27 protein-coding genes and 5 tRNA genes are annotated in these 25,266 nt (G+C 71.0%); 12 read left to right on the top strand and 20 right to left on the bottom strand.

Annotated elements, in window-relative coordinates:
* Window positions 1–13: 13 nt before the first annotated feature.
* Window positions 14–1,720 carry a DAK2 domain-containing protein gene (locus QF032_RS27640; protein ID WP_307057864.1) on the bottom strand — a complete coding sequence of 569 codons (1,707 nt, stop codon included), beginning with the start codon at window positions 1,718–1,720 and terminating at the stop codon, window positions 14–16.
* 296 nt (window positions 1,721–2,016) lie between these two features.
* On the opposite strand from QF032_RS27640, the gene rpmB reads away from it, so the two are divergent.
* The gene (gene rpmB / locus QF032_RS27635; RefSeq protein WP_079041368.1) at window positions 2,017–2,202 is read left to right on the top strand and encodes a 50S ribosomal protein L28; all 186 of its coding nucleotides are present in this window, start codon (window positions 2,017–2,019) and stop codon (window positions 2,200–2,202) included.
* A gap of 208 nt (window positions 2,203–2,410) precedes the next feature.
* On the opposite strand, the gene thiD is transcribed toward rpmB, so the two are convergent.
* Both thiD and QF032_RS27625 read right to left on the bottom strand, forming a co-directional pair.
* Window positions 2,411–3,229, bottom strand: a complete 819-nt coding sequence (gene thiD, locus QF032_RS27630; protein WP_307057862.1) for a bifunctional hydroxymethylpyrimidine kinase/phosphomethylpyrimidine kinase — start codon at window positions 3,227–3,229, stop codon at window positions 2,411–2,413.
* Complete coding sequence (locus tag QF032_RS27625) at window positions 3,226–4,194, bottom strand: thiamine-phosphate kinase (RefSeq protein ID WP_057580490.1); 969 nt, start codon at window positions 4,192–4,194, stop codon at window positions 3,226–3,228. The genes thiD and QF032_RS27625 overlap by 4 nt, the downstream gene beginning before the upstream one ends.
* Window positions 4,195–4,400: 206 nt before the next feature.
* Here QF032_RS27625 and QF032_RS27620 point away from each other — a divergent pair, with 206 nt between their 5' ends.
* Together QF032_RS27620 and QF032_RS27615 are read left to right on the top strand one after the other, a co-directional pair.
* On the top strand, window positions 4,401–4,634 hold the full coding sequence (locus QF032_RS27620) for an Lrp/AsnC family transcriptional regulator (RefSeq protein WP_020128743.1): 234 nt from the start codon (window positions 4,401–4,403) through the stop codon (window positions 4,632–4,634).
* Window positions 4,635–4,654: 20 nt separating this feature from the next.
* Window positions 4,655–5,155, top strand: coding sequence for a DUF3515 domain-containing protein (locus tag QF032_RS27615; RefSeq protein ID WP_306949112.1), 501 nt, complete (start codon window positions 4,655–4,657; stop codon window positions 5,153–5,155).
* A gap of 49 nt (window positions 5,156–5,204) precedes the next feature.
* Here QF032_RS27615 and QF032_RS27610 read toward each other — a convergent pair whose 3' ends face one another.
* The 3 genes from QF032_RS27610 to QF032_RS27600 are packed head-to-tail and all read right to left on the bottom strand — an operon-like array spanning window position 5,205 to window position 8,352.
* Window positions 5,205–6,362, bottom strand: a complete 1,158-nt coding sequence (locus QF032_RS27610) for a D-alanine--D-alanine ligase family protein (protein WP_307057859.1) — start codon at window positions 6,360–6,362, stop codon at window positions 5,205–5,207.
* 59 nt (window positions 6,363–6,421) lie between these two features.
* Complete coding sequence (locus tag QF032_RS27605) at window positions 6,422–7,432, bottom strand: NAD(P)H-dependent glycerol-3-phosphate dehydrogenase (protein ID WP_306949114.1); 1,011 nt, start codon at window positions 7,430–7,432, stop codon at window positions 6,422–6,424.
* Window positions 7,429–8,352, bottom strand: a complete 924-nt coding sequence (locus tag QF032_RS27600; RefSeq protein WP_307057857.1) for a lysophospholipid acyltransferase family protein — start codon at window positions 8,350–8,352, stop codon at window positions 7,429–7,431. The genes QF032_RS27605 and QF032_RS27600 overlap by 4 nt, the downstream gene beginning before the upstream one ends.
* Before the next feature lie 163 nt (window positions 8,353–8,515).
* On the opposite strand from QF032_RS27600, the gene cofC reads away from it, so the two are divergent.
* Together cofC and QF032_RS27590 are read left to right on the top strand one after the other, a co-directional pair.
* On the top strand, window positions 8,516–9,154 hold the full coding sequence (gene cofC, locus QF032_RS27595) for a 2-phospho-L-lactate guanylyltransferase (protein ID WP_307046173.1): 639 nt from the start codon (window positions 8,516–8,518) through the stop codon (window positions 9,152–9,154).
* A gap of 9 nt (window positions 9,155–9,163) precedes the next feature.
* Window positions 9,164–9,367 (top strand): hypothetical protein, encoded by a 204-nt coding sequence (locus tag QF032_RS27590; RefSeq protein WP_107441747.1) that lies wholly within the window; start codon window positions 9,164–9,166, stop codon window positions 9,365–9,367.
* 88 nt (window positions 9,368–9,455) lie between these two features.
* Here QF032_RS27590 and QF032_RS27585 read toward each other — a convergent pair whose 3' ends face one another.
* From QF032_RS27585 to leuC, 4 genes are all read right to left on the bottom strand, one after another.
* Window positions 9,456–10,124, bottom strand: coding sequence for an HU family DNA-binding protein (locus QF032_RS27585; protein WP_307046171.1), 669 nt, complete (start codon window positions 10,122–10,124; stop codon window positions 9,456–9,458).
* A 138-nt stretch (window positions 10,125–10,262) separates the two neighbouring features.
* Window positions 10,263–10,493, bottom strand: coding sequence for a hypothetical protein (locus QF032_RS27580; protein WP_307046169.1), 231 nt, complete (start codon window positions 10,491–10,493; stop codon window positions 10,263–10,265).
* 284 nt (window positions 10,494–10,777) lie between these two features.
* Entirely contained in the window at window positions 10,778–11,371 is a 594-nt protein-coding gene (gene leuD, locus QF032_RS27575; RefSeq protein WP_306949118.1) for a 3-isopropylmalate dehydratase small subunit, read from the bottom strand.
* Window positions 11,372–11,377: 6 nt separating this feature from the next.
* Entirely contained in the window at window positions 11,378–12,808 is a 1,431-nt protein-coding gene (gene leuC / locus QF032_RS27570) for a 3-isopropylmalate dehydratase large subunit (RefSeq protein ID WP_306949119.1), read from the bottom strand.
* 194 nt (window positions 12,809–13,002) lie between these two features.
* Here leuC and ndgR point away from each other — a divergent pair, with 194 nt between their 5' ends.
* On the top strand, window positions 13,003–13,719 hold the full coding sequence (gene ndgR, locus QF032_RS27565; RefSeq protein WP_007384919.1) for an IclR family transcriptional regulator NdgR: 717 nt from the start codon (window positions 13,003–13,005) through the stop codon (window positions 13,717–13,719).
* Between the two features lie 125 nt (window positions 13,720–13,844).
* On the opposite strand, the gene QF032_RS27560 is transcribed toward ndgR, so the two are convergent.
* A complete protein-coding gene (locus tag QF032_RS27560; protein WP_307057856.1) occupies window positions 13,845–14,336 on the bottom strand; it encodes a DUF4188 domain-containing protein in 492 nt (163 codons plus the stop codon).
* A 38-nt stretch (window positions 14,337–14,374) separates the two neighbouring features.
* On the opposite strand from QF032_RS27560, the gene QF032_RS27555 reads away from it, so the two are divergent.
* Entirely contained in the window at window positions 14,375–15,019 is a 645-nt protein-coding gene (locus tag QF032_RS27555; RefSeq protein WP_307057854.1) for a MerR family transcriptional regulator, read from the top strand.
* A gap of 58 nt (window positions 15,020–15,077) precedes the next feature.
* Here QF032_RS27555 and QF032_RS27550 read toward each other — a convergent pair.
* The 6 genes from QF032_RS27550 to QF032_RS27525 all read right to left on the bottom strand — a co-directional run bounded on the left by QF032_RS27550 (window position 15,078) and on the right by QF032_RS27525 (window position 16,401).
* A tRNA-Glu gene (locus tag QF032_RS27550) sits at window positions 15,078–15,153 on the bottom strand.
* Between the two features lie 28 nt (window positions 15,154–15,181).
* Window positions 15,182–15,253: transfer RNA gene (locus QF032_RS27545), tRNA-Gln, on the bottom strand.
* Window positions 15,254–15,273: 20 nt separating this feature from the next.
* A tRNA-Glu gene (locus tag QF032_RS27540) sits at window positions 15,274–15,346 on the bottom strand.
* 62 nt (window positions 15,347–15,408) lie between these two features.
* Window positions 15,409–15,481 (bottom strand) — tRNA-Glu (locus QF032_RS27535).
* 21 nt (window positions 15,482–15,502) lie between these two features.
* Window positions 15,503–15,574 (bottom strand) — tRNA-Gln (locus QF032_RS27530).
* 92 nt (window positions 15,575–15,666) lie between these two features.
* The gene (locus tag QF032_RS27525) at window positions 15,667–16,401 is read right to left on the bottom strand and encodes an HAD family hydrolase (RefSeq protein WP_307046163.1); all 735 of its coding nucleotides are present in this window, start codon (window positions 16,399–16,401) and stop codon (window positions 15,667–15,669) included.
* 36 nt (window positions 16,402–16,437) lie between these two features.
* Here QF032_RS27525 and QF032_RS27520 point away from each other — a divergent pair, with 36 nt between their 5' ends.
* A complete protein-coding gene (locus QF032_RS27520; protein WP_307046161.1) occupies window positions 16,438–16,722 on the top strand; it encodes a hypothetical protein in 285 nt (94 codons plus the stop codon).
* A gap of 62 nt (window positions 16,723–16,784) precedes the next feature.
* Here QF032_RS27520 and gltX read toward each other — a convergent pair whose 3' ends face one another.
* The 3 genes from gltX to QF032_RS27505 form a co-directional block, all read right to left on the bottom strand.
* Window positions 16,785–18,269, bottom strand: a complete 1,485-nt coding sequence (gltX, locus tag QF032_RS27515; RefSeq protein ID WP_307057852.1) for a glutamate--tRNA ligase — start codon at window positions 18,267–18,269, stop codon at window positions 16,785–16,787.
* Complete coding sequence (locus tag QF032_RS27510) at window positions 18,262–19,047, bottom strand: fumarylacetoacetate hydrolase family protein (RefSeq protein ID WP_307046157.1); 786 nt, start codon at window positions 19,045–19,047, stop codon at window positions 18,262–18,264. The genes gltX and QF032_RS27510 overlap by 8 nt, the downstream gene beginning before the upstream one ends.
* Window positions 19,048–19,222: 175 nt before the next feature.
* Window positions 19,223–19,411 carry a hypothetical protein gene (locus tag QF032_RS27505; protein WP_057580474.1) on the bottom strand — a complete coding sequence of 63 codons (189 nt, stop codon included), beginning with the start codon at window positions 19,409–19,411 and terminating at the stop codon, window positions 19,223–19,225.
* A gap of 601 nt (window positions 19,412–20,012) precedes the next feature.
* On the opposite strand from QF032_RS27505, the gene QF032_RS27500 reads away from it, so the two are divergent.
* From QF032_RS27500 to QF032_RS27485, 4 genes are all read left to right on the top strand, one after another.
* Window positions 20,013–23,756, top strand: a complete 3,744-nt coding sequence (locus QF032_RS27500; protein ID WP_307046155.1) for a sensor histidine kinase — start codon at window positions 20,013–20,015, stop codon at window positions 23,754–23,756.
* Between the two features lie 9 nt (window positions 23,757–23,765).
* Window positions 23,766–24,179 (top strand): roadblock/LC7 domain-containing protein, encoded by a 414-nt coding sequence (locus QF032_RS27495; RefSeq protein WP_003973453.1) that lies wholly within the window; start codon window positions 23,766–23,768, stop codon window positions 24,177–24,179.
* Window positions 24,180–24,291: 112 nt separating this feature from the next.
* A complete protein-coding gene (locus QF032_RS27490) occupies window positions 24,292–24,690 on the top strand; it encodes a DUF742 domain-containing protein (RefSeq protein ID WP_009190816.1) in 399 nt (132 codons plus the stop codon).
* Window positions 24,671–25,246 carry a GTP-binding protein gene (locus tag QF032_RS27485; RefSeq protein WP_030793795.1) on the top strand — a complete coding sequence of 192 codons (576 nt, stop codon included), beginning with the start codon at window positions 24,671–24,673 and terminating at the stop codon, window positions 25,244–25,246. The genes QF032_RS27490 and QF032_RS27485 overlap by 20 nt, the downstream gene beginning before the upstream one ends.
* The last annotated feature ends 20 nt before the right edge of the window (window positions 25,247–25,266 follow it).

Here is a 25,266-nt window from a genome sequence, read left to right as displayed (position 1 = left end):
CAGCCCCAACCCCCTACTCCACCCCGATCAACAACAACGCCCCCTGCCGCCCGCCCCGGTACACGACCGTGTCCACGGCGAGGTACGCCTCCCGCACCCGCGACTCCAGGCGCTCCGCGACGCCTTCGGGGGCCTCGTCGCCGAGCACCAGGGTGACCAGTTCGCCGCCCGCCGACAGCATGCGATCGAGGACGCCCTCCGCGGTGGCGGCGACATCGGAGCCGATGACGGCCACGTCGCCGTCGACGAGCCCGAGGACGTCGCCGGCCTGGCAGATGCCGGCCATGGTCCACGACTCGCGCACGGCCACGACGACCTCGGCGTAGCGGGTGGCGCCGGCGGCGGAGGTCATCGAGACGACGTCCTCGTCGAAGCGGCGGTCCGGCTCGTGGACGGCGAGCGCGGCGATCCCCTGGACCGCGGAACGGGTCGGGATCAGGGCCACCCGTATACCCTCCGTGCGCGCCTGTTCCGCCGCCGCGGCCGCGGTGTGCCGCAGGTCGGCGTCGTTGGGCAGCAGCACCACCTCACGCGCGTGGGCACGTCGCACCGCCTCCACGAGCTCCCCGCTCGCGGGGGGCTCCCCGGGGCGCGCGAGCACGGTGGTCGCGCCGGCCTCGGTGTACAGCCCGACCAGTCCCTCGCCGGGCACCACGGCGACGACCGCACGCTGCACGCGCTCGCGCGGCGGACGCTCACCTCCGCGCGTGTGCGCGTCGTCGGCGCCGAAGTGGGTGATGCGGATGCGGTACGGCCGGCCCGCCTCGACGCCCGCCTCCACGGCCGCGCCGGCGTCGTCCACATGCACATGGACGTTCCACAGACCGTCCCCGCCGACCACGACGAGCGAGTCGCCGAGGCCGTCGAGCCGCTGCCGCAGCCGCCCCACGGCCGCGTCGTCGGCCTCCAAGAGGTAGATCACCTCGAAGGCCGGGCCCTCCGCACTCTCCGCGCTCTCCGCGCCTTGCGAACGCTCCGCGTTTCCCGCCCGAACCGGCTCCCCGCGCCCAGGCGGCCCCGCGGGTCCTGAGAGCTCCGAAAGGCCCGGCATGCCGGGCGACTCCCCCGTGAACGTCTCCACCAGGGCCGCGAGGACCGCGACCAGCCCCCGGCCGCCCGCGTCGACCACTCCCGCCCGCTCCAGGACCGCGAGCTGCTCCGGAGTGGCGGCGAGCGCCGCACACGCCCCGCGGTGGGCGGCCCGGGCGATGGTGCCGCAGTCGCCCTCCGCGCCCCCCGCCGCGTCCGCGGCGGCGGAGGCGACCGTCAGGACGGTGCCCTCGACGGGGTGGGCCACGGCCTGCCGGGCCGCGTCCGCCGCCTGTCGCAGCGCCAGGCGCAGCCCGGCCCCGTCGGTGTGAGTCGCCTCACGCTCGGCGGCGAGCACCTGGGCCATGCCGCGCAGCAACTGCGCGAGGATCGTGCCCGAGTTCCCGCGGGCGCCTATGAGCGCGCCGTGCGCCATCGCGTGCGCGGCGTCGGCGAGGGACGGGGGCTGAACGGGCGCGGAACCGGCCTCGTGCCCGGCGAAGACCGCCTCGACGGCGGTCGCCGCGGACTCGACGGTCAGATACAGATTGGTGCCGGTGTCCCCGTCCGCGACCGGGTAGACGTTGATCGCGTCGATCTCCTCGCGGGCACGGCCCAGAGCCGAGAGCGCCAGGCCGCACCAGGTGCGCACCGCGAGAGCATCGAAGAACGTCTGCGGCACCTGCGCCACCTGCGCCTCCTTGAAGTGCTGGACTGGACGCAGCGTAGCCCCAGGCCCCGAGTCCGCCGGAAAGCGGCCCGGGCAGGGCGGGGGCAGGGCCGGCCGGGAGCGACGACGCCGGGGCCGGGGCCCTGAACAGCCATGGTAGTTTCGTTCTGCTGGCGCAGCCGTTGTATGCTGCTCCGGTTGCCCGATACACATCGGGCCATCCCCCTGGCACCGCCACTCAGATCTCTGATCCTGCGATCTCGATCCCGGCATGCCGGGATCCACCGTAAGTGCATCTGAAGTCTTTGGAGTGACCCGTGGCTGCCAACTGCGACGTCTGTGGCAAGGGGCCGAGCTTCGGCAACAACATCTCGTTTTCGCACCGCCGTACGTCCCGTCGCTGGAACCCGAACATCCAGCGCGTCCGTACCGTGGTCGGCGGGACGCCGAAGCGCGTGAACGCTTGCACCTCGTGCATCAAGGCCGGCAAGGTCTCGCGCTGACGCACGTCCCCCTGCCCTCGACTCCATTCGAGCTGGGGGGAACCCCATCGCGCGCGGCCACTGCTGGTTCGCTGCATCGAGCCGGTCCACCTCGGGTGGACCGGCTTTTTGCTGCCCTCACTCCGCTCTTCTCCACCCCCACCGCGCCTCACCGACAGTTCGACGGAAGATCGACGAGGGCGACAGGCGACGAGGGCGACGACGACCCTCAGACACCACCGCGCCTGCCCGGTGCGAGGTCCCAGCCGTGGTCCACGGGGCCGATCCCCGCGCCGAGCGCGAACCCCGCGGCGATCGCCCCCGTGACGTACCGCTTGGCGGCCGCGACCGCCTCCGGCACGGAGTGCCCCTTCGCCAGCTGCGCCGCGATCGCGGAGGCGAGCGTGCAGCCCGTCCCGTGCGTGTGCCGGTTGTCGTACCGCGGCGCGCGCAGCCAGTGCTCCTCGACGCCGTCCGTCAGCAGGTCCACGGCGTCGCCGGGGAGATGACCGCCCTTGATGAGCACCCACCGCGGCCCGTGGGCCAGCACGGCGGTGGCCGCGCCCCGCAGCTGACCCTCCGACTCGACCCGCACGCCCGTCAGTTGGGCCGTCTCGTCGAGGTTCGGGGTGGCGACGGTGGCGACCGGCAGCAGCTTCGTGCGGACGGAGTCCAGCGCGGAGGCGGCCAGCAGCGGATCGCCGTGCTTGGAGACACCGACCGGGTCGACGACGACGGGTACGCCGGCTCCGGCGAGCAACTCGGCCACCGCCTCGACGAGTTCGGCGGAGGCGAGCATGCCCGTCTTCACCGCCTGGACGCCGACGTCGTCGACGACGCTGCGGTACTGGGCCCGGACCGCCTCCACCGGTAGCTCCCAAGCACCCTGTACGCCAAGGGAGTTCTGCGCGGTGACCGCGGTGATCACGCTCATGCCGTGCACGCCGAGCGCGAGCATCGTCTTCAGGTCGGCCTGGATGCCGGCCCCGCCGCCCGAGTCGGAGCCGGCGACGGTCAGCACCCGGGGCGGCGCCGCGGGCGCGCTCACGACTCCTCCAGGTCCCCGAAGTGGTCCCAGCCGCCCTTACTGGTCCAGGGCGCCCCGTCGACGGTCACCTGGGGCAGGGCGGAGGGGTTGAGGACCTCGCCGATCACCTTCCAGCGGGCGGGCAGTTTCACGTCTGGCGGGAAGGTCGCCACGATCGCGTGGTCCTCTCCCCCGGCCAGCACCCACTGCATCGGGTCGACCCCGACGGCCTGCCCGATGTCGTTCATCTGGGTCGGGATGTCGATCGCGCCCGATCGGACGTCGATGCGGACCTTGCTCGCCTCCGCGATGTGCCCGAGGTCGGCGATGAGCCCGTCGCTGACGTCGCACATCGCCGTGGCGCCGAGTCCGGCGGCCGCCGGACCCGCGTGGTACGGCGGCTCGGGGCGGCGGTGGGCCTCCACGAAGGCGCGGGGCGAGCGGAAGCCGCGGGACAGCACCGCGTACCCGGCGGCGGACCAGCCCAGCCAGCCGGTCACCGCGACGAGGTCACCGGGCTGGGCGCCGCCCCGGGTGACCGGCTCCTGGTTGCGCAGATCGCCGAGCGCGGTGATCGACACCATGATCGTGTCGCCGCGTACGACGTCGCCGCCGACCACGGAGGCGCCGGCGACCTGGCACTCGTCGCGCAGACCGTCCATCAGCTCGCTCGCCCAGGTGACCGGCAGTTCGGCCGGCACGACGAGGCCGAGCAGCAGGGCCGTCGGCACCGCGCCCATGGCGGCGATGTCGGCGAGGTTCTGGGCGGCGGCCTTGCGGCCTACGTCGTACGCCGTGGACCAGTCGCGGCGGAAGTGCCGGCCCTCCAGCAGGATGTCGGTGCTGGCCACGACCCGGCGGTCGGGTGCCGCGACCACCGCGGCGTCGTCGCCGGGGCCGACCCGGACCGCGGGGGTGGTGGTGAGACGGGAGGTGAGCTCCCTGATGAGCCCGAACTCGCCGAGTTCACCAACAGTGCCCTTCATTGTCCTTTCGCCCCTTCTATACCTGTCTGTGCCCGGTCGCGCGTAACCAGTGTCCTCGATACGGTCGAGTCAGCCGTCAACTTCTGTCGGGCCCGTACCCCGGCGCGCGGGTCGTGGTTCCCGCAGGTCTCCCCGCGGCGAGCGGCGACGCGATACCGTGGCGTTCCTTTTCCCCACATGATCCTCGTGGCCGCTCTGGAGGTTCCGTGGTACAGGCGTACATCCTGATCCAGACGGAGGTCGGCAAAGCGTCGACCGTCGCCGAAGAGATCGGCAAAATCCCTGGCGTCGTCCAGGCCGAGGACGTGACGGGACCTTATGACGTGATCGTGCGGGCACAGGCCGACACGGTGGACGACCTCGGCCGCATGGTGGTCGCCAAGGTCCAGCAGGTGGACGGGATCACCCGAACCCTGACCTGCCCGGTCGTGCATCTGTAGCCCCCGTCTAACCTTGGCCGGTGAACCTTTTCCGTCACCGGCCCATCGGCCTGCCCGCGCTCGCCCTGCTGCTGCTCGCGGTGGGCTGCTCCTCAGCAGACGGTGACAGGTCGACGGCGGTTCCCCGTCCCGGCGCGAAAGCCACGACGCTGTGCCGGAACCTGGACAAGGTACTGCCGTCGAAGGTGGACGGTGAGAGCCGCCACGATCCCGAGCCCGCCTCCGCGCTGACCGCGGGCTGGGGAGGTCCGGCGATCATACTGCGCTGCGGTGTCGCACAGCCGCCGAAGATGATCGACCCGAAGGTCGTGCAGGGCGCCGACCCGGACGCGGTGGCCGGCGGGGTGAACGGCGTCAACTGGCTGATGGAGAAGCGGGACGGCGGCGGCTATCGCTTCACCACGGCCAATCTGAGCGCTTACGTCGAGGTGACGGTGCCGGCGGGGGCCGACAACTCCGGCGCGTTGATCGATCTGGCCCCGGCCATCAAGAAGGCGATCCCCGAAGGGATCGCCGACTAGCTCGTCCGATCGGACCGGCCGCGCCGGTCCCGCACCGGTCGGTCCCGGATCAGCGCAGTCCCGTGGACCTGCGCAGGGCCGCCTGCACCAGGCGGTCGACCAGCTCGGGATAGCCGATCCCGGTCTCCTCCCACATCTTGGGGTACATCGAGATCGGCGTGAAGCCGGGCATCGTGTTGATCTCGTTGATGACGAACTCGCCGTCGTCGGTGAGGAAGAAGTCCGCGCGGACCAGTCCCTCGCAGGACGCCGCCTCGAAGGCGTCCACCGCGAGGCGCCGCACCTCGGCCGTCTCCTCGGGCGTCAGCGGCGCCGGGACGATGCCGGGGGTCGAGTCGATGTACTTGGCGTCGAAGTCGTAGTACGCGTGCGCGTCCGGCGGCGGGATCTCGGCCGGGACGGAGGCGCGCGGGCCGTCCTCGAACTCCAGGACGCCGCACTCGATCTCGCGGCCCCGCAGCGCCGCCTCGACCAGGATCTTCGGGTCGTGGCGCTGGGCCTCGGCGATCGCCTCGTCCAGCCCCGACAGGTCGTCGACCTTGGTGATGCCGATGGACGAGCCCGCGCGCGCGGGCTTCACGAAGAGCGGCCAGCCGTGCTCGCCGGCGAAGTCGACGATCTTCTTGCGGGCGGCCGGCTCGTCCTGCGCCCACTCGCGCGGCCGGATCACCACGTACGGGCCGACCTTGAGCCCGAAGGAGGTGAACACCCGCTTCATGTACTCCTTGTCCTGGCCGACGGCCGAGGCGAGCACACCCGACCCCACGTACGGGACGCCGGAGAGCTCCAGCATGCCCTGCAGCGTGCCGTCCTCCCCGTAGGGGCCGTGCAGCACCGGGAAGACGACGTCGACCTCGCCGAGCGCCTTGGGCACCGAACCGGCCTCGTAGTACACGACTTCACGGTTCGCGGGGTCGACGGGGAGCACCACGCCGCCGTCCCGCGACTCGGCGAGCTCCTCGACGTCGGGCGTACGGCGGTCGGTGATCGCCATGCGCTCGGGCTCGTCGGCGGTGAGGAACCAGCCGCCCTCGCGCGTGATGCCGATGGGCAGCACCTCGTACCGCGTCCGGTCGATGGCCCGCAGGACCGCGCCGGCGGTGACCACGGAGATCCCGTGCTCGGAGCTGCGACCGCCGAAGACGACGGCGACCCGCGGCTTGCGAGAGGGCTGCTGAGGGCTCTGGGGGAGGTTCTCGGTGCTCATATCGGCTTGAGAGTACCCGGTGGTAGTGCCGGGAGTCAGCGTCCGCCCGCCGGGTTCGCTCAGCGTCGTTCGGGCTTCGCGCTGCGCGACATCAGCTCCTTGACCGCGACGACCGGAGGCTTGCCCTCGTGCACGATGGCGACGACCGTCTCGGTGATCGGCATGTCGACGCCGTGCCGCCGGGCCAGATCCAGCACCGACTCACAGGACTTGACGCCCTCGGCGGTCTGCCGGGTGACCGCGATGGTCTCCTGGAGGGTCATGCCCTTGCCGAGGTTGGTGCCGAAGGTGTGGTTGCGGGACAGCGGCGAGGAGCAGGTGGCCACCAGGTCGCCCAGCCCGGCGAGTCCGGCGAAGGTGAGCGGGTCCGCGCCCATCGCCAGGCCCAGCCGGGTGGTCTCGGCGAGGCCGCGCGTGATCAGCGAGCCCTTGGCGTTGTCGCCGAGTCCCATGCCGTCCGCGATGCCGACCGCGAGGCCGATGACGTTCTTGACCGCGCCGCCGAGTTCGCACCCCACCACGTCGGTGTTGGTGTACGGGCGGAAGTAGGGGGTGTGGCAGGCGGCCTGCAGGCGCTGGGCGACGCCCTCGTCGGTGCACGCGACGACGGCCGCGGCCGGCCTGCGGGAGGCGATCTCCTTGGCGAGGTTGGGCCCGGTCACGACGGCGATCCGGTCCCGGCCCACTTTGGCGACGTCCTCGACGACCTCGCTCATCCGCATGGTCGTACCGAGCTCGACGCCCTTCATCAGCGACACCAGCACGGTGTCCGGGGCGAGCAGCGCGGTCCAGTCGGCGAGATTGGCGCGCAGCGTCTGCGAGGGGATGGCGAGGACGGTGAAGTCGGCGTCCCGGGCCGCCTCGGCCGGGTCGGCGGTCGCGCGCAGGTTGCGCGGGAGTTCGACGCCGGGGAGGTAGTCGGGGTTGCTGCGGGTGGAGTTGACCGCGTCGGCGAGCTCGGCGCGGCGCGACCACAGCGTCACCTCGCAGCCCGCGTCGGCGAGGACGGCGCCGAAGGCGGTCCCCCATGATCCGGTGCCGAAGACGGCCGCCTTCACGGAGTTGCTCACTTGCTGTTCTCCCCCTCGTGACGGGCCTGCGCGTGCCCGGTATGCGCCCGGCCTGTGCGGTCGATGCGCTCGATGCGCGGGCCAACGACCCCCGCGCCGTTCGCCGCGGCGGTCTCCCCACCGTTGTCCGCCGCGGTCTCCCCACCGTTGTCCGCCGCGGTCTCCGCACCGTTGTCCGCCGCGGTCTCCGCCTGGGTGCGGCGGCGCTGCTCGATGCGCTCCCGGCGCGGGTCGTAGGGCGTCTCGGGGGCCTTCTCGCCGCGGATCTCCTCCAGCAGGCCGGTGACGGCCGCCATGATGACCTCCGTGGCCTCCTTCAGCAGCTCGGGGGTGGTCTCCCTGCCGTAGAACCGTGAGAGGTCCACGGGCGGGCCCGCGAGCACGTGGTGGGTCTTGCGCGGAAAGAGGTCGGGCTTCTTGGCGTACGGGGCCAGCAGTTCGTTGGCGCCCCACTGGGCGACGGGGATCACCGGGCACCTGGTCTGCAGGGCCACGCGCGCGGCGCCGGTCTTGGCGGTCATCGGCCAGCCGTCGGGGTCGCGGGTGAGGGTGCCCTCGGGGTAGAACGCGACGCACTCGCCGCGCTCCACCGCGTCGATGGCGGCCCGGAAGGCACTGAGCGCGTCCGTGCTCTCGCGGTAGACGGGGATCTGCCCGGTGCCGCGCATCGCGGCACCGACGAATCCCTCCCGGAAAAGCCCGCTCTTCGCCAGGAATCGCGGCACCCGTCCGGTGTTGTACTGAAAGTGCGCGTACGCGAAGGGGTCGACATGCGAATTATGGTTCACCGCGGTGATAAATCCACCCTCGGCCGGAATGTGCTCCATTCCGCGCCAGTCCCGCTTGATCAGAACCACCAGCCAGGGTTTGCACAGCACCGCGGCGAAGCGGTACCAGAAGCCGATTCTGCGGCGGGGCACGCGAACACCTTCCTCTAGGACTTCCCTGGGCCTGCACCGGAGCCCGGGGCCGCACAAGTGTCGCTCCGGACCGCGAGTCTGTCGAGAACACCGTACGCCCGCGCGTCCCGCGCACGGGCGGGCCGGGTGACAATGACCGCGACAAGAGAGGGGAGGCACGCCGGTGCGGTGGACCTTGGTCATACCCCTGAAGCCCTTGGCGCTGGCCAAGAGCAGGCTCGCGGACACGGCCGGCGACGGCCTGCGCCCGGGCGTCGCCCTGGCCTTCGCCGAGGACACCGTGGCAGCCGCGCTGGCCTCGCCCGCGGTGCGGGATGTGGCCGTGGTCACGGACGACGCCCTGGCCGGGCGCACGCTGGCGACCCTGGGCGCCCGGATCGTCCCGGACGAGCCGGGGGCGGGCCTGAACGCCGCGCTGGCCCACGGGGCCGCCGTCGTACGCGCATTTCGTCCCGACGCGCCCCTCGCGGCCCTCAACGCCGATCTGCCGTCGCTGCGCGCGCCGGAATTGGCCCGGGTACTGGAGGCGGCAGCGCAATTCCCCCGCGCATTCCTTCCGGACGCGGCCGCAATCGGCACCACGCTTCTCGCCGTCGCCCCCGGGCGCGCGTTGCGCCCCGCATTCGGCCCGGATTCCCGGGCCCGCCATCGAGCCTCCGGAGCCGTGGAACTACGTCTCGACGCGGTGGATTCGGTACGCCAGGACGTGGACACCGGCGAGGACCTGCGCGCCGCGCTGGCGCTGGGCGTGGGGCCCCGGACGGCCGCGGCGACCGCGCGTCTGCTGATCCCCGGGCAGTAGGCTGCCGCCATGCAGGCGACCGCATACACGTACGACCCCGACACCCGCAGCGGACAGGTGCTGCTCGACGACGGCACGCCCGTGCCCTTCGACGCACCGGCCTTCGACGCGGGCGGGCTGCGACTGCTGCGGCCCGGACAGCGGGTGCGGATCGAGACGGACGGCCCGAAGGAGCGTCCCAGGATCACCCTGGTGACGCTGCAGACGTTCTGAGGGGCTTCCCGCCGAAGGAACCGGCGCAGACGCCGCGGGCCGGGCTCCGAGAGGGAGTCCGGCCCGGCGCGTGAGTGCCCCAGTTGCCCTATGCGTTGCGGGCGGTGGCCTTCTTGGCGGTGGTCTTGCGAGCGGTGGACTTCCTGGCGGGGGCGTTCGTGGCCGTCGCCTTCTTCGCCGGGGCCTTCTTGGCCGTCGTCTTCTTGGCGGTGGCCGACTTCGCGGTGGTGGTCTTCTTCGCGGCCGCCGTCGTGCTCTTGGCGGCGGTCTTCTTCGCGGTGGTCTTCTTGGCGGTGGCCGTGGACTTCTTGGCGGCCGCCGTCGTCTTCTTCGCCGGGGTGGCCTTCTTCGCGGCGGCCGACGCCCTCTTCGCGGGGGCGGCCTTCTTCGCGGCGGCCTTCTTGACCGTCGCGGACGCGCCGCCGGTCAGGCTTCCCTTGGGGGCCTTCTTGACGGCGACCTCGCCGCCGCGCGGGAGCTTCTTCGAGCCGCTGACCAGGTCCTTGAAGCCCTGGCCTGCGCGGAAGCGCGGGACGGAGGTCTTCTTGACCCGAACCCGCTCGCCCGTCTGGGGGTTGCGGGCGTAGCGGGCCGGCCGGTCGACCTTCTCGAACGAACCGAAGCCGGTGACCGAGACCCGGTCGCCGGCGACCGTCGCGCGGACGATGGCGTCCAGGACCGCGTCGACCGCCTCGGCGGCCTGCTGGCGACCGCCCAGCTTGTCGGCAATCGCTTCTACGAGCTGCGCCTTGTTCACGTCTTCCCCTTCGGAGACATTCGCCAGAACGAAAGTGTTCAAGCTTTTTCGCACGTTAGGCAGATATATACCGCAAATCAAACACGAAACGGGCTAATCACCCTTGTGCCGCAACGAAATCGGCTGCTCCGGAAGCGATCAGCGCCCCTCTTCGGGCGTTCGCCCCTCGTCGAGGTCCGCCATGAACTGCTCCAGACGCCTTGTCGCATCGGCGAGATCGTGCTTGGCCGCGGCCGTGATGACCAGCAGCTTCCGGGTCAGCGCCATCCGTACGCCCTCCGGGACTTGCAGTGCGCGCACTCTTGTGTGCGCTTCCTTGAGCTGGTTCGCGACCGCCGTATAGAGCTCGAGTTGGCCGTCGTGTTCCATGCACAGATTGTGCCATCTGGGGCGAGTTGTCGCCCGCCCAGGGGGCAACTGCCGCCCCCGACGGCCGTTCGCGCCCTTCCGGCGGTCGGGTCCCCACAGAGCGGGTACCCCGGCAACAACCCCTCTAACGTGGGAAGTTGGCACGAGCGGCGAAGGGATCCGGGGCCGAAAGGGTCCGGACACGGCCGTACCCCCGATCGGACCGATCGGGGGTACGGAAGGGGTGTCGCGGTGGCCGAAACTCGACCTGACGGAGGCCGCCTCGGGGCCCTGGGGCTTCGGGGTCAGACCTCGAGCGTCCTCGGCTTGTACGAAGGGCGCTTGGCCTCGTAGGCGGCGATGTCACCCTCGTTCTGCAGGGTGATGGAGATGTCGTCCAGCCCGTTCAGCAGGCGCCAACGGGCGTTCTCGTCGAGCTCGAAGGCCGCGGTGATCCCCTCGGCGCGCACCTCGCGGGCCTCGAGGTCCACGGTGATCTCGGCCTGCGGGTCCTTCTCCGTGAGCTCCCACAGCGCGTCGACGATCCTCTGCTCGATCACCACCGTGAGCAGGCCGTTCTTCAGCGAGTTGCCACGGAAGATGTCGGCGAAGCGGGACGAGATCACGGTCTTGAAGCCGTAGTTCTGCAGCGCCCAGACGGCGTGCTCACGGGAGGAGCCGGTGCCGAAGTCGGGGCCGGCGACCAGCACGCTGGCGCCCTGCCGCTCGGGCCGGTTGAGGATGAACTCCGGGTCCTTGCGCCAGGCCTCGAACAGCCCGTCCTCGAACCCGTCCCGGGTGACCTTCTTGAGCCAGTGAGCAGGGATGATCTGGTCGGTGTCCACGTTGGAGCGGCGCAGCGGGACGGCCCGGCCGGTGTGCGAGATGAATGCTTCCATGACTGATCAGACTCCAGCGGGCGTACGGGTCTCGGCGTCGGACAGATCGGCCGGGGAGGCCAGGTGGCCCAGGACGGCCGTGGCGGCCGCGACCTGTGGCGACACCAGGTGCGTCCGACCGCCCTTGCCCTGACGGCCCTCGAAGTTGCGGTTGGAGGTGGACGCCGAGCGCTCCCCCGGGGCCAGCTGGTCGGGATTCATGCCGAGACACATCGAGCAGCCCGCGTGCCGCCACTCGGCGCCGGCCTCCTTGAAGACCACGTCCAGACCCTCGGAGACGGCCTGCAGACCGACGCGCGCGGAGCCCGGGACGACCAGCATCCGTACGCCGTCGGCGACTTTGCGGCCCTTGACGAGCTCGGCGGCGGCGCGCAGGTCCTCGATGCGGCCGTTGGTGCAGGAACCTACGAAGACGGTGTCCACCTTGATGGAGCGCAGCGGCTGTCCGGCCTCCAACCCCATGTACTCCAGGGCCTTTTCGGCGGCGAGGCGCTCCGAAGCGTCTTCGTACGAAGCAGGGTCGGGGACGTCGGCCGAAAGCGGCGCGCCCTGGCCGGGGTTGGTGCCCCAGGTGACGAACGGCGACAGCGCGGTGGCGTCGATGACCACCTCGGCGTCGAACTCGGCGTCGTCGTCCGTCCTCAGCGTCTTCCAGTACGCGACGGCCGCGTCCCAGTCCTCGCCCTTGGGGGCGTGCGGGCGGCCCTCGAGGTAGTCGAAGGTGGTCCGGTCGGGGGCGATCATGCCCGCGCGGGCGCCGGCCTCGATCGACATGTTGCAGATGGTCATGCGGGCCTCCATCGAGAGCTTCTCGATGGCGGAGCCGCGGTACTCCAGGACATAGCCCTGGCCGCCGCCGGTGCCGATGCGGGCGATGATCGCCAGGATCAGGTCCTTGGCGGTGACGCCGTCGGGCAGCTCGCCCTCGACGGTGATCGCCATGGTCTTCGGGCGGGCCATCGGCAGCGTCTGGGTGGCCAGCACGTGCTCGACCTGCGAGGTGCCGATGCCGAACGCCAGACCGCCGAAGGCGCCGTGCGTGGAGGTGTGGGAGTCGCCGCAGACGACCGTCATGCCGGGCTGGGTCAGACCCAGCTGCGGGCCGACGACGTGCACGACGCCCTGCTCGACGTCGCCCAGCGGGTGCAGCCGGACGCCGAAATCGGCGCAGTTCTTGCGCAGCGTCTCCAGCTGGGCCCGGGAGACCGGGTCCGCGATCGGCTTGTCGATGTCGAGGGTCGGGGTGTTGTGGTCCTCGGTCGCGATGGTGAGGTCGAGACGGCGCACCGGGCGGCCGTTCTGCCGCAGTCCGTCGAAGGCCTGCGGGCTGGTCACCTCGTGCAGGAGGTGCAGATCGATGAAGAGGAGGTCGGGCTCGCCCTCGGCGCGCCGGACGACGTGGTCGTCCCAGACCTTCTCCGCGAGTGTCCTACCCATCGCTTTCCCTCCGGCCGGCAATGACGCACCGGCCCAACTAGAGATCTTGTGGAGGCGACGCCCACCGGCCCCTGTTTTTCCCCGGGCACCCGCCGCCTGGCCCGTTGGTCCGCGGGCCACCATGCGTCCAAGGGTTGCGCGTCTCACGGAAAAATGAACTTGCGTTTCACAGAGTGAGACGGGAGTATCGTTTCATGGACAACAGTAGCGGCGTCGGCGTCCTGGACAAGGCAGCCCTTGTCCTGAGCGCCCTGGAGTCCGGTCCGGCCACCCTCGCAGGCTTGGTCGCTGCCACCGGACTCGCACGACCCACGGCCCATCGTCTGGCCGTGGCTTTGGAACACCACCGTATGGTCGCGCGCGACATGCAGGGCCGTTTCATTCTCGGTCCCCGACTCGCCGAGCTGGCCGCGGCCGCCGGCGAGGACCGCCTGCTGGCCACCGCCGGCCCGGTGCTCACGCACCTGCGGGACATCACGGGCGAGAGCGCGCAGCTCTACCGCCGCCAGGGCGACATGCGCATCTGCGTGGCCGCGGCGGAACGCCTGTCCGGCCTTCGGGACACCGTGCCGGTCGGCTCCACGCTCACGATGAAGGCGGGCTCCTCGGCCCAGATCCTGATGGCGTGGGAGGAGCCCGAGCGCCTGCACCGCGGCCTGCAGGGCGCCCGCTTCACGGCGACGGCCCTGTCGGGCGTGCGACGCCGCGGCTGGGCCCAGTCCATCGGCGAGCGCGAGCCGGGCGTCGCGTCCGTCTCCGCACCGGTCCGCGGCCCCTCCAACCGCGTGGTGGCCGCCGTCTCCGTCTCGGGTCCCATCGAGCGTCTGACGCGCCACCCGGGCCGTATGCACGCCCAGGCGGTCATCGACGCGGCGGCCCGCCTGTCCGAGGCCCTGCGCCGCACCGGCTGACTCCGCGAGGAGAAGGGCGGCCTCAACGCCGCGGCAGCCCTTTCCCGAACGGCAAGGCCCCCACCTCGCGGGCGTGGGCGTGGGACGGCGCCGGCGCGTGCGACTCCGCCGCGTGGGCACGCCTCCTAGGGCGCGGACCGGTACGCGTAACGGTCTTTCGCGTAGCGCCCCCGCCGCTCCAACGGGATCTGCCCGTGCGCGGCCGCGAGGCCGAAGGCCGGCATGTCGCCGTAGACCGCCTCGTACGACCCCTCCGGCACGACGTACGCCTCGTGCCAGATCCCCACGTGCCCGCGCACCTTCCCCTCCCGCTCCCTGCGGTTGAGCCGGGCCCACACGCGGTGGTGGAACGCGTCGGGCGCGCTCGCGTAGGCGTAGAGCTTCTCCTTGGACTCCCAGTACTGGACGACGTAGTACGTCCGCGGCGAGGCCGTCAGCAGGACCCGGGAGAGGAGCCCCCGGCTCGGGTCCTTCTTCAGCTCGGCGAGCATCCTGAGCATCGCCAGCATGACCGGCACCCACTGGTGCACGGCCCAGAACCGGTTGACACGCATCCCGATGAGCAGGACGACGACGTCGCCTCGCGCGTCGGCGGTGGTGCGGGTGGCTTCGGCCATGCTTGGATAGTGGCGCTGTCCATGGAGGTGCGCAAGGGATGAGACTGGCCGAGTTGAGCGAGCGCAGCGGAGTCTCGACGGCGACGATCAAGTACTACCTGCGTGAGGGCCTCTTGCAGCCCGGCCGCCGGCTCAACGCGACGACCGCCGCGTACGACGAGGAGCATCTGCGCCGTCTGCGGCTGGTGCGCGCCATGATCCAGGTGGGCCGGCTGCCGGTGGCCACGGTGCGGGAGGTGCTCGGGCATGTGGACGACGACTCCCTGGGCCGCACGATCCGCCTCGGCGCGGCCCTGTGGTCGCTGCCCCAGGTCCCCGAGCCGGACACCGAGGACGAGCACGTCCGCGCCGCCCACCAGGAGGCGGACGACCTGCTGCGCACGCTGGGCTGGGCCAACGCCCGTCTGCTGACGACGATCTCCCCCGCGTACCGGTCGCTGGTGGTCTCGGTGGCCGCGCTGCGTCGCCTCGGTTACGACTGGGACGCCGAACTGCTCTTCTCCTACGCCCGGTTGATGCACCAGGCCGCGATCCTGGACCTGGACTTCGTGGAGACGCGGGAGTCGGAGGCGGAGCGGATCGAGACGGCGGTGCTGGGGGCGATCCTCGTCGAGCCGATGCTGCAGGCGCTGCACCGGCTGGCGCAGGAGGAGGAGTCGGCGCGGCGGTACGGCTTCGAGTGAGGCCCTCGCGGCAGGCGCACGCGACAAGGCCCCCCGCCGAAGCGGAGGGCCTTTCGTGTGGTACCCCCGACCGGATTCGAACCGGCGCTACCGCCTTGAGAGGGCGGCGTGCTAGGCCGCTACACAACGGGGGCCTAGATCCTGCGTTTCCGCAGATCAGAGCTGGTCTACCAGGACTCGAACCTAGAATGACGGTACCAGAAACCGTAGTGTTGCCAATTACACCATAGACCAAGGTGATTCAAGGTGAATCGTACCCCCGACCGGATTCGAACCGGCGCTACCGCCTTGAGAGGGCGGCGTGCTAGGCCGCTACACAACGGGGGCCCTAGCGATCCTGCATGAGAGACAGCGGGTGCGACCCGGACTGCCTTCCTGGGAAGGATCTGTACCCCCGACCGGATTCGAACCGGCGCTACTGCCTTGAGAGGGCAGCGTGCTAGGCCGCTACACAACGGGGGCTTTGCAGATGAGCTCTGCGAGCTGGCCTACCAGGACTCGAACCTAGACTAACTGAACCAGAATCAGTCGTGCTGCCAATTACACCATAGGCCACTGTAACGCAACCCCCTGTGGGGATCTTGTTCTAGTTTGCGCCTTCGGTGCCCGGCCTTCACAGCCCGCTCTCCGGCGGCGCAGGAAGAACATTACCCGAAGGTGGACTGCGCTCCAAAACGGGTATCCGCGCCGAGGATCGCGGGGAGTTCGGCGAGGGAGGCGATCCGGTGCCGGCCGGCGGGAAGCTCGACGGTCGCCGTGCCGCCGTAACGGTCGATCCACACCGAGAGCAGTCCGGCGTCGGCCGCGCCCCGTCCGTCGATCTCCGGGTGGTCCCCGACGTAGGCGACCTCGTGCGGGGGCAGCGAGAGGGCCTCGCAGGCCGCGAGGAAGGCGCCGGCCTCGGGCTTGGAGACGCCGAGCTCCGCGGCGCACAGGACGGCCTCGAATCGGTCGTACACGCCGAGGGTGCGCAACTTGTGGTCCTGGACGTGGATGCTGGAGTTGGAGAGCACCGCGTGACGGTGGCTGGCGGCGAGCGCGTCGAGCACGGGCAGGACGTCCGGGAAGAGGGACCAGGCGGCCTCGTAGTGCGTGATGTACCGGCGGAACCAGGCGTCGGTCTCCACGTCGGTCAGCTCGGGCCGTTCCAGGAACGCCCGTACCCGGTCCCGGCGCTGGTCCTCGAAGGTGATGCCGCCCGCGGAGAACCGCGCCCACTGCTGGTCGGTCACCGCGCGCCAGCGCGCGAGGGCCTCCTCCGCCGTGCCGAAGCGGTCGAGCAGTCGCTCGGTGGTGAGATACGCCCGCATGCCCTCGCGGTCGGCGGTCGTGTAGTCGAAGAGAGTGTCGTCAACGTCCCAGACCACGGCGCGAATACTCATGTCCCCGACGGTATCGCGGGCTGGCACACTGAGGACATGAGCGAGTACCGAGTCCAGTTCACCCTTGAGGCGCGTGCGGCCTACGACACCTTGCCGGTCTCTCGCCAGGCCCAGCTCGACCGGGCCGTGCGGATACTGTCGCGGGATCCGTTCCGCAAGAACTCGACCGCGCCGCTGGGCCCGGACGAGAATCTCCGTAAGGCATATGTCGCCCCTGGTGTGATGCTGGAGTACGTCGTGGCGGGCGCGATCATGGTCGTGGTCGTGGTCTGGATCTTCGACGAGACCCACTACCTGATCGACGAGACCGACGCACTCTGAGGTGACCGCGTGAGGGGCGGCACCCGGTAATCCGGGGGCCGCCCCTCACGCGTGCCCGGGCGTTACGCCGCGAGCTTCGCCAGGGCCGCGTCGACGCGGGCCAGGGTCTTCTCCTTGCCGAGGACTTCCAGCGACTCGAAGAGGGGCAGGCCGACCGTGCGGCCGGTCACGGCGACGCGGACGGGCGCCTGGGCCTTGCCGAGCTTGAGGCCGTGGGCCTCGCCGGCGGCCAGGACGGCCTCCTTCAGGGACTCGGCGGAGGTCCAGTCGGCCGACTCCAGCTTCTCGCGGGCCGTCGTGAGCAACGCGTCGCTGCCCCCCTTCATCGCCTTCGCCCAGGACGCCTCGTCGGCGACCGGCTCGGGCAGGAAGAGGAAGTCGACGTTGTCGGTGATCTCCGAGAGGACCTTGAGCCGGGTCTGCGCGTGCGGGGCGATCGCCTGCCACTTCGCCTCGTCGAAGTCCTCCGGCGCCCAGGGGGCGGCCGGCGCCTTCAGCCAGGGGGCGCAGCGCTCGGTGAAGTCCTTCACGTCGAGCAGGCGGATGTGGTCGGCGTTGATCGCCTCGCACTTCTTGAGGTCGAAGCGCGCCGGGTTGGGGTTGACGTCCGTCACGTCGAAGGCGGCGACCATCTCGTCCATCGTGAAGATGTCCTGGTCGGCCGAGAGCGACCAGCCCAGCAGCGAGAGGTAGTTGAGCAGGCCCTCGGGGAGGAAGCCGCGCTCGCGGTAGAGGTTGAGGGACGACTCCGGGTCGCGCTTGGAGAGCTTCTTGTTGCCCTCGCCCATCACGTACGGCAGGTGACCGAAGGCGGGCACGGACTTCGCGATGCCCAGCTCGGCCAGCGCCTTGTAGAGGGCGACCTGGCGGGGCGTGGAGGAGAGCAGGTCCTCGCCGCGCAGGACGTGGGTGATCTCCATGAGGGCGTCGTCGACCGGGTTGACCAGCGTGTACAGCGGGGCGCCGTTCGCGCGGACGATGCCGTAGTCGGGCACGTTCTCCGGGGTGAACGTCAGCTCGCCGCGGACCAGGTCCGTGAAGGTGATCGTCTCGTCGGGCATGCGGAAGCGGACGATCGGCGCACGGCCCTGGGCCCGGTACTCCTCGACCTGCGCCTCGGCGAGGTCGCGGCAGTGGCCGTCGTAGCCGGACGGCCGGCCGGCGGCGCGGGCGGCCTCACGGCGGGTGTCCAGCTCCTCCTGGGAGCAGTAGCAGTGGTACGCGTGACCGGCGTCCAGGAGCTTGTGCGCGACGTCCTTGTACAGGTCCATGCGCTGGGACTGGCGGTACGGCGCGTGCGGGCCGCCGACCTCGGGGCCCTCGTCCCAGTCGAAGCCGAGCCAGCGCATCGAGTCCAGGAGCTGGCGGTAGGAGTCCTCGGAGTCGCGGGCCGCGTCGGTGTCCTCGATGCGGAAGACCAGGGTGCCCTGGTGGTGCTTGGCGAAGGCCCAGTTGAACAGGGCGGTGCGGACCAGGCCCACGTGCGGGTTACCGGTGGGCGAGGGACAGAAACGGACGCGTACGGGAGAGCCGGGTGCGCTAGCCACGCTTGACAACCTTGTTGGTGAGAGTGCCGATGCCTTCGATGGTGACGGCGACCTCGTCGCCGACAGCCAGGGGGCCTACCCCTGCCGGGGTGCCCGTGAGGATCACGTCGCCGGGGAGCAGCGTCATGGCCTCGGTGATGTTGACGATCAGATCCGCGATGGAGTGGGTCATCTCGCTGGTGCGGCCGAGCTGGCGTTGTCCGCCGTCCACGGTGAGCTGGATCGTGAGGTCGGACGCGGTCGCCAGGTCCAGGCCGGTCTCCACCCACGGGCCGAGCGGGCAGGAGGTGTCGAAGCCCTTGGCCCGCGCCCACTGCTTCTCGCGCCGCTGGACGTCCCGTGCGGTGACGTCGTTGGCGCAGGTGTAGCCGAAGATCACCTCCGCCACGCGCTCGCGCGGGACCTCGCGGCACATCCGGCCGATGACGACGGCCAGCTCGGCCTCGTGGTGCAGTTCCTCGGAGAACGACGGGTACTGGATGTCGTCGCCGTGGCCGATCACCGAGGTGGACGGCTTGAAGAAGGCGAACGGGGCGTCGGGGACCTCGTTGCCCAGTTCGCGCGCGTGCTCGGCGTAGTTGCGACCGAAGGCGACGATCTTGTTGGGCAGCACGGGCGGCAGGAGCCGGACCTTGCTCAGCGGCACCTTGGTGCCGGAGAGCTCGAAGTCCGCGAACGGGATGCCCTTGATGATGTCGAGGACGAGCTCGTCCGGCTCGGCCCCCTCGACCGCGCCGAAGGCGACGTTGCCGTCGATGGAGAACCTGGCGATGCGCACGGGTTGGTTGGCCCCTTGACTGAGCTGGCTGGAGTGTGACGCTCCAGGCTAACGCGGAAGGGCGTCCCCGGCCGGGGACGCCCTTGACATCCGTGGGCGGCCGGCTTGAGCATTCGGCGGCCGCCGCCCGTATGTGATCGCGGAGATCGGGGATGATCTCCTGGATCCCCTGGATCTACTCCGCGACGGAGGCGGCGAGCGGCGCCTCCATGAGGACGGTGCGCTTGGGGTTGGCAGTCTGGGCAGGGAGATCGACGGAGTGCTCCTGCTGCTCCGGGAGCTGCAGTTCGTCGGCGTCCTTGAGGTGCGCCAGCGTCGTGCGCCTCGGGTTGGCGATCTTGTGGAACATCGTCGTCGTCTTCACTGTTTTACGTGACCCTGTCGTCTCGGGGCGCCGGAGAGGCCGTCAGAGGCCCCCGCGCGGGCGCGGTTTGTCGGATGTGCCATCCCTGTAAAGCGTCAGGCTAAACACGCCCTTCCCGGCGAACCCGTGAAGGTCGCATGATCGGCGTGTGAGTTTGCTCACGGGTTCAGTGGTATTTCGGTCATTTCGGACTCTCGCCCGACCCCCACGAAAGGGGCATATGACACCTGAAGCGCCCATTCCGCTCCTGATCATGGCGACTGGGACACCCCTGTCATCCCCAGGGTTCGCACCCTTATGTCCGCCTTAGGGAGAAACACTTTCTACATCCCGTAACTTCACCCTCACGTCGTGTCACGGATGTCACAGCCTGGCCAACGGGCCTTGTTGGAGATCCTGCACTGTGCTGGAATTCCTCGGACCGCCGCGGGATCGAGCCGGCGCACAGGGGGCGCAGAACGCGCCCGGTGGCGGCGAGACAGGGGGAGCCAGCGCCGGTACTCACGACCATCAGGGTGGCGTAATTCAGGACGCCCCCGACACGCCGACACCGTCTTTCCGTTCACGCGGGGAGGCGCCTGGTCCAGAGGTTGCGACGCTAGTGCAGGGACGTTTCAAGAGGGATGGCAGTGCTTCGGCGGAGCCGGAGCCGCACGGCGGGACTGGCCCCAATGCCGGCAGTTCCTCGCCCCAGCACGCCCAGAACCCGGGCCCGGCCGCGTCCGGCGACGGCGGTGAGCGCCCCGGGCGCCCCGGCTCGTCCGCGTCGCCGAGTTCCTTCACCCCGACTCCGACGGCCAAGCCGCCGGCCGGCTCCCCCGGTCCCGGCCCGCGGGTGGCGCTGCGCAACTGGCGCATCTCCACGCGTCTGGTGGCGCTGCTGACCCTGCCGGTGGTCGCCGCGACCACGCTGGGCGCGCTGCGCATCGACCAGTCGATGGACGACATCAAGCAGCTCGACAACATGAAGCTGCTGACGGACATGACCAAGCAGGCCACCGAGCTGGCCGTCCAGCTGCAGAACGAGCGCGACCGCTCCGCCGGTCCGCTGACGCACGGCAGCAAGGCGACCGACTTCGGCGTCAAGGGCTACCGGGACAAGACCGACAAGGCCGTCACCGCCTTCCAGGACGCCTCGGAGGAGATCGACGCCGCCAGCACCGACGGCAACCTGCAGGGTGTCCGCGACAGCCTCGTGGGTCTCCTCAGCGACCTCGGCAACCTGGCCAAGATCCGGTCGACCGCTTACTCGGAGCCCAAGAACTCCACCCAGACGGTCGAGGCCTACCACCGCCTGATCACCAGCCTGCTGGACCTGTCGCAGGACATGGCGCAGGCCACCAGCAACCCGGAGATGATCCAGCGCACCCGCGCGCTGTCCGCGTTCTCCGCCGCCAAGGAGTACGCCTCCGTCCAGCGCGCCGTGCTCGCGGCGGCGCTGCCGGTGAGCAACACCGTCTACGGCGACCTCTCCGAGAACGACCGGCAGTACGCCGAGGCCGCTCTGGAGAACCAGGACTCCGAACTCGCGAGCTTCCGCAGCATCTACGGCGACGACGGCGCCGAGGAGCTGCTGCAGCCCATCGAGCGGGGCAACCCGGTCATCGAGGAAGCCGACACCTACGCCACCCGGGCGCTGAGCTCCACCACCGGTCTGCAGTCGCAGGACAAGCGGTCGTACCAGGACTGGATCGACGACAGCTCGACCAAGATCGCGCAGATGGCCAACATCGAGCACACGCTGCTCGAGGACATGGAGCAGAAGGCGCGTGAGCTGCGCGCCGAGTCGGAGCGCGAGGCGATCATCTCCGGTGCGCTCATCCTGCTCGTGCTCGGCGTCTCGCTGGTCGGCGCGTTCGTCGTCGCCCGTTCCATGATCCGCTCGCTGCGCCGCCTGCAGGAGACCGCCACCAAGGTCGCCCAGGACCGGCTGCCCGAACTGGTCAAGCAGCTGTCCGAGTCCGACCCGCAGGACGTCGACACGTCCGTGGAGTCGGTCGGTGTGCACTCCCGGGACGAGATCGGCCAGGTGGCCGCGGCCTTCGACGACGTGCACCGCGAGGCGGTCCGCCTGGCCGCCGAGCAGGCCCTGCTGCGGGGCAACGTCAACGCGATGTTCACCAACCTCTCGCGCCGCTCCCAGGGCCTCATCCAGCGTCAGCTCTCGCTCATCTCCGAACTGGAGTCCCGCGAGGCCGACCCGGACCAGCTGTCCTCGCTCTTCAAGCTCGACCACCTCGCGACCCGCATGCGCCGTAACGGCGAGAACCTCCTCGTCCTCGCGGGTGAGGAGCCCGGCCGCCGCTGGACCCGTCCGGTCCCGCTGGTCGACGTGCTGCGCGCCGCCGCCTCCGAGGTGGAGCAGTACGAGCGCATCGAGCTCTCCTCCGTGCCGACCACCGAAGTGGCCGGCCGGGTCGTCAACGACCTCGTGCACCTGCTCGCCGAGCTGCTCGAGAACGCCACCTCGTTCTCCTCTCCGCAGACCAAGGTCAAGGTCACCGGTCACGCGCTGCCCGACGGCCGCGTGCTCATCGAGATCCACGACACCGGCATCGGCCTCTCCCCCGAGGACCTCGCCGCGATCAACGAGCGGCTCGCCTCGCCGCCCACCGTGGACGTGTCGGTCTCCCGCCGCATGGGTCTGTTCGTGGTCGGCCGTCTGTCGCAGCGGCACGGCATCCGCATCCAGCTTCGCCCCTCCGACTCCGGCGGCACGACCGCGCTGGTCATGCTGCCCGTGGACGTCGCCCAGGGCGGCAAGAAGCCCCAGCCCAAGCCCGGTCAGGGCAGCGTCGCGGGCGGTCCCGCCGCCGCGCAGGCCGCGGCCGGCGTCGCCGCCGCGCGTCGCCAGAACGGCTCGCAGGGCGGCGCCCTCGGCGCCGGTCCCGGCGCGGGCGGCCGTCTCGCCGGCGGTCAGGGCCCCCGGGCCGCGCTGCCCGGCCGGGACGGCGGTGGCCGTCCCGGCGGCCAGCCGCCGCGCGGTCCCCAGCAGCCGCCGGCCGCGCCCCCGCAGGGTCGCCCGGCCGGCGCCGGCTTCGGCGGCCAGGCGCCGGGTGCGCCGCAGGGACTGCAGGCGGCCAACGGCAGCACGCAGGGCACGGACATGTTCGGCGGACGTCCGCCGCAGCAGCGCGCCAACAACGCCGAGCAGGGTGGCCGCGGCCGTCAGCCGCAGCTGCCGCCGCGCGGCGGTCCGCGCGCCGAGCTGCCGGGCGGCAACCCGCAGCCGCGCATGCCCAGCTGGGGCGACGAGAACGCCCGGCCGCCGGTGCCGCGCACCCCGCTGGACGCCCCGCGCGGCCACGAGGAGCCGGACGTCGCGCAGACCTCGCGCATGCCGCGGATCGACGACCGGCAGGGTCCCGGCGCCACCGCCGAGATACCCGCGGTGCCGCGCATCGACGAGCGTCAGGGCCAGGCCGGTCCCGCCGACTTCAGCCGGCCCGCCGACTTCGGTCGGCCCGCGGCGAACGGTCCGCAGAACACGGGCCAGTTCCCGGCCGTGGGCAACCCGCAGGACACCGGTCAGTTCCAGCGCCCGGGCACGGGCGGTCGGCAGGACGCCGGCCAGTTCGAGCGCCCCGGCACGAGCGGCCGGCCGGGCGACAACGGCTACACCCGCTCCGACGTCTTCGGCGCCCCCGGCGGGCAGAACGCTCCGGCGACGCCGGACCACTTCGCCCCGCAGGGCTACGACAACGGCTCCACGGGTCAGTTCGCCTCCTCCGGCTACGACGGCTCCGCCACCGGGCAGCACTCCCTGCCCGGCCGCCAGGACCCTTCGTCCACCGGCCAGTTCCCCGTTCCGCAGTCGAACGGGTACGGAGCCGCGCAGCAGCCGGTCCCGCACCGTCCGGCCGGACGTCCCGAGCCGGAGGCCCTGCCGCCGGCCTCGGGCCCCGGCGACGGCCGCACCCCGCTGTACGACACGCTGGAGACCAACTGGTTCCACGGTCAGCAGGCGGGGGGTGCGGCGCCGTCCCCGGCTCCGCAGCAGGAACAGCAGCCGCAGGCTCCGGCCGCTCCGCAACGTCCGGCCGCCGCTCCGGCGTCCTGGCGGACCTCGCCCAACGACGAACTCGTCCGCCAGGCCGAGCGCGTCCGGCAGCCTGCCGCGGGCGGCGTCACCACCTCCGGTCTGCCGCGCCGGGTGCCCCGGGCGAACCTCGTCCCGGGCACGGCTCAGCAGCAACAGCACCAGACCGGTCCGCAGGTCTCGCGTTCGCCTGACGACGTACGCGGCCGGCTGACCAATCTCCGTCGGGGCATCGCGCAGGGTCGTCAGGCCGGCAACGGCTCGACCGGCAGTTTCCCGAGCCCCACTCACCAGCAGGAGCGTTAGTTGAGCCAGATGAGCCAGGCAGCACAGAACCTGAACTGGTTGATCACCAACTTCGTGGACAACACCCCTGGGGTGTCCCACACCGTCGTGGTGTCCGCCGACGGGCTCCTGCTGGCCATGTCCGAGGGCTTCCCCCGCGACCGCGCCGATCAGCTGGCGGCCGTCGCTTCGGGGCTGACCTCACTGACCGCCGGGGCCTCCCGGATCTTCGAGGGCGGCAACGTCGCCCAGACGGTCGTCGAGATGGAGCGGGGCTTCCTCTTCCTCATGTCCGTCTCGGACGGCTCGTCCCTCGCCGTGCTCGCGCACCCCGAGTGCGACATCGGCCTCGTCGGCTACGAGATGGCACTGCTCGTCGACCGAGCGGGCGCGGTCCTCACGCCCGACCTTCGCGCCGAGCTCCAGGGCAGTCTGCTCCACTGACCCGCCCGAGTACCACCCGCCTCACGAAAACACCGTCCGGCCGACACAATCCCCCCACCGGCCTCGACGGACGGCACGACAAACCAAAAATGCTGTCCCGCCCGGAGGATCCATGACCCCGCCCACCGCCCATCATGATCCGTACGCGGAGCCGTACGGCGATGAGGGCGACCAGCCGCTGGTGCGTCCGTACGCGATGACCGGTGGCCGGACCCGGCCGCGCTATCAGCTCGCCATCGAGGCGCTGATCAGCACCACGGCCGACCCGGCAGCGCTCATGGGACTGCTCCCGGAGCACCAGCGCATCTGTCACCTGTGCCGCGAGGTGAAGTCGGTCGCCGAGGTCTCGGCGCTGCTGGCCATGCCGCTGGGTGTGGCGCGGATCCTCGTCGCGGACCTCGCCGAGGCCGGACTGGTGGCCATCCACCAGCCGGGCGGCGACGAGAACAACGGTGGCGCTCCGGACGTGACGCTGCTCGAAAGGGTGCTCAGTGGACTTCGCAAGCTCTGACGGAGGCCGGGCCACCACCTCCGCGAAGATCGTGGTGGCGGGTGGCTTCGGCGTGGGCAAGACCACGTTCGTGGGCGCCGTCTCCGAGATCAACCCGCTGCGCACGGAGGCCGTGATGACGTCCGCGTCGGCGGGCATCGACGACCTCACCCACACCGGCGACAAGACCACCACCACGGTGGCCATGGACTTCGGCCGCATCACGCTCGACCAGGACCTGATCCTCTACCTGTTCGGCACGCCGGGTCAGGACCGGTTCTGGTTCATGTGGGACGACCTGGTGCGCGGCGCCATCGGCGCGGTGGTGCTGGTGGACACGCGGCGTCTCGCCGACTGCTTCCCCGCGGTCGACTACTTCGAGAACAGCGGTCTGCCGTTCGTGGTCGCGCTCAACGGCTTCGACGGGCAGCAGCCCTACCAGCCCGAAGAGGTGCGCGAGGCGCTGCAGATCGGCCCGGACACCCCGATCATCACGACGGACGCCCGGCACCGCTCGGACGCCAAGAGCGCGCTGATCACCCTGGTCGAGCATGCACTGATGGCGCGACTGCGGTAACTTTCAAGCATCAGGTGACG

Source organism: Streptomyces achromogenes, from assembly GCF_030816715.1.
Lineage (GTDB): Bacteria > Actinomycetota > Actinomycetes > Streptomycetales > Streptomycetaceae > Streptomyces > Streptomyces achromogenes_A.
Note: the sequence above shows the minus strand (reverse complement) of the source record. Positions and strands in the feature narration are given on the sequence as shown.

Coding starts and splice junctions, on each gene's coding strand:
- QF032_RS27610 (WP_307057859.1), bottom strand. CDS start 6,362: ATGAGCACCGAGAACCTCCCCCAGAGCCCTCAGCAGCCCTCTCGCAAG.
- QF032_RS27590 (WP_107441747.1), top strand. CDS start 9,164: ATGCAGGCGACCGCATACACGTACGACCCCGACACCCGCAGCGGACAG.
- QF032_RS27490 (WP_009190816.1), top strand. CDS start 24,292: ATGACCCCGCCCACCGCCCATCATGATCCGTACGCGGAGCCGTACGGC.
- QF032_RS27525 (WP_307046163.1), bottom strand. CDS start 16,401: ATGAGTATTCGCGCCGTGGTCTGGGACGTTGACGACACTCTCTTCGAC.
- ndgR (WP_007384919.1), top strand. CDS start 13,003: ATGGACAACAGTAGCGGCGTCGGCGTCCTGGACAAGGCAGCCCTTGTC.
- leuC (WP_306949119.1), bottom strand. CDS start 12,808: ATGGGTAGGACACTCGCGGAGAAGGTCTGGGACGACCACGTCGTCCGG.
- QF032_RS27625 (WP_057580490.1), bottom strand. CDS start 4,194: ATGAAGGGCACTGTTGGTGAACTCGGCGAGTTCGGGCTCATCAGGGAG.
- QF032_RS27560 (WP_307057856.1), bottom strand. CDS start 14,336: ATGGCCGAAGCCACCCGCACCACCGCCGACGCGCGAGGCGACGTCGTC.
- QF032_RS27520 (WP_307046161.1), top strand. CDS start 16,438: ATGAGCGAGTACCGAGTCCAGTTCACCCTTGAGGCGCGTGCGGCCTAC.
- QF032_RS27580 (WP_307046169.1), bottom strand. CDS start 10,493: ATGGAACACGACGGCCAACTCGAGCTCTATACGGCGGTCGCGAACCAG.
- leuD (WP_306949118.1), bottom strand. CDS start 11,371: ATGGAAGCATTCATCTCGCACACCGGCCGGGCCGTCCCGCTGCGCCGC.
- QF032_RS27495 (WP_003973453.1), top strand. CDS start 23,766: ATGAGCCAGGCAGCACAGAACCTGAACTGGTTGATCACCAACTTCGTG.
- QF032_RS27555 (WP_307057854.1), top strand. CDS start 14,375: ATGAGACTGGCCGAGTTGAGCGAGCGCAGCGGAGTCTCGACGGCGACG.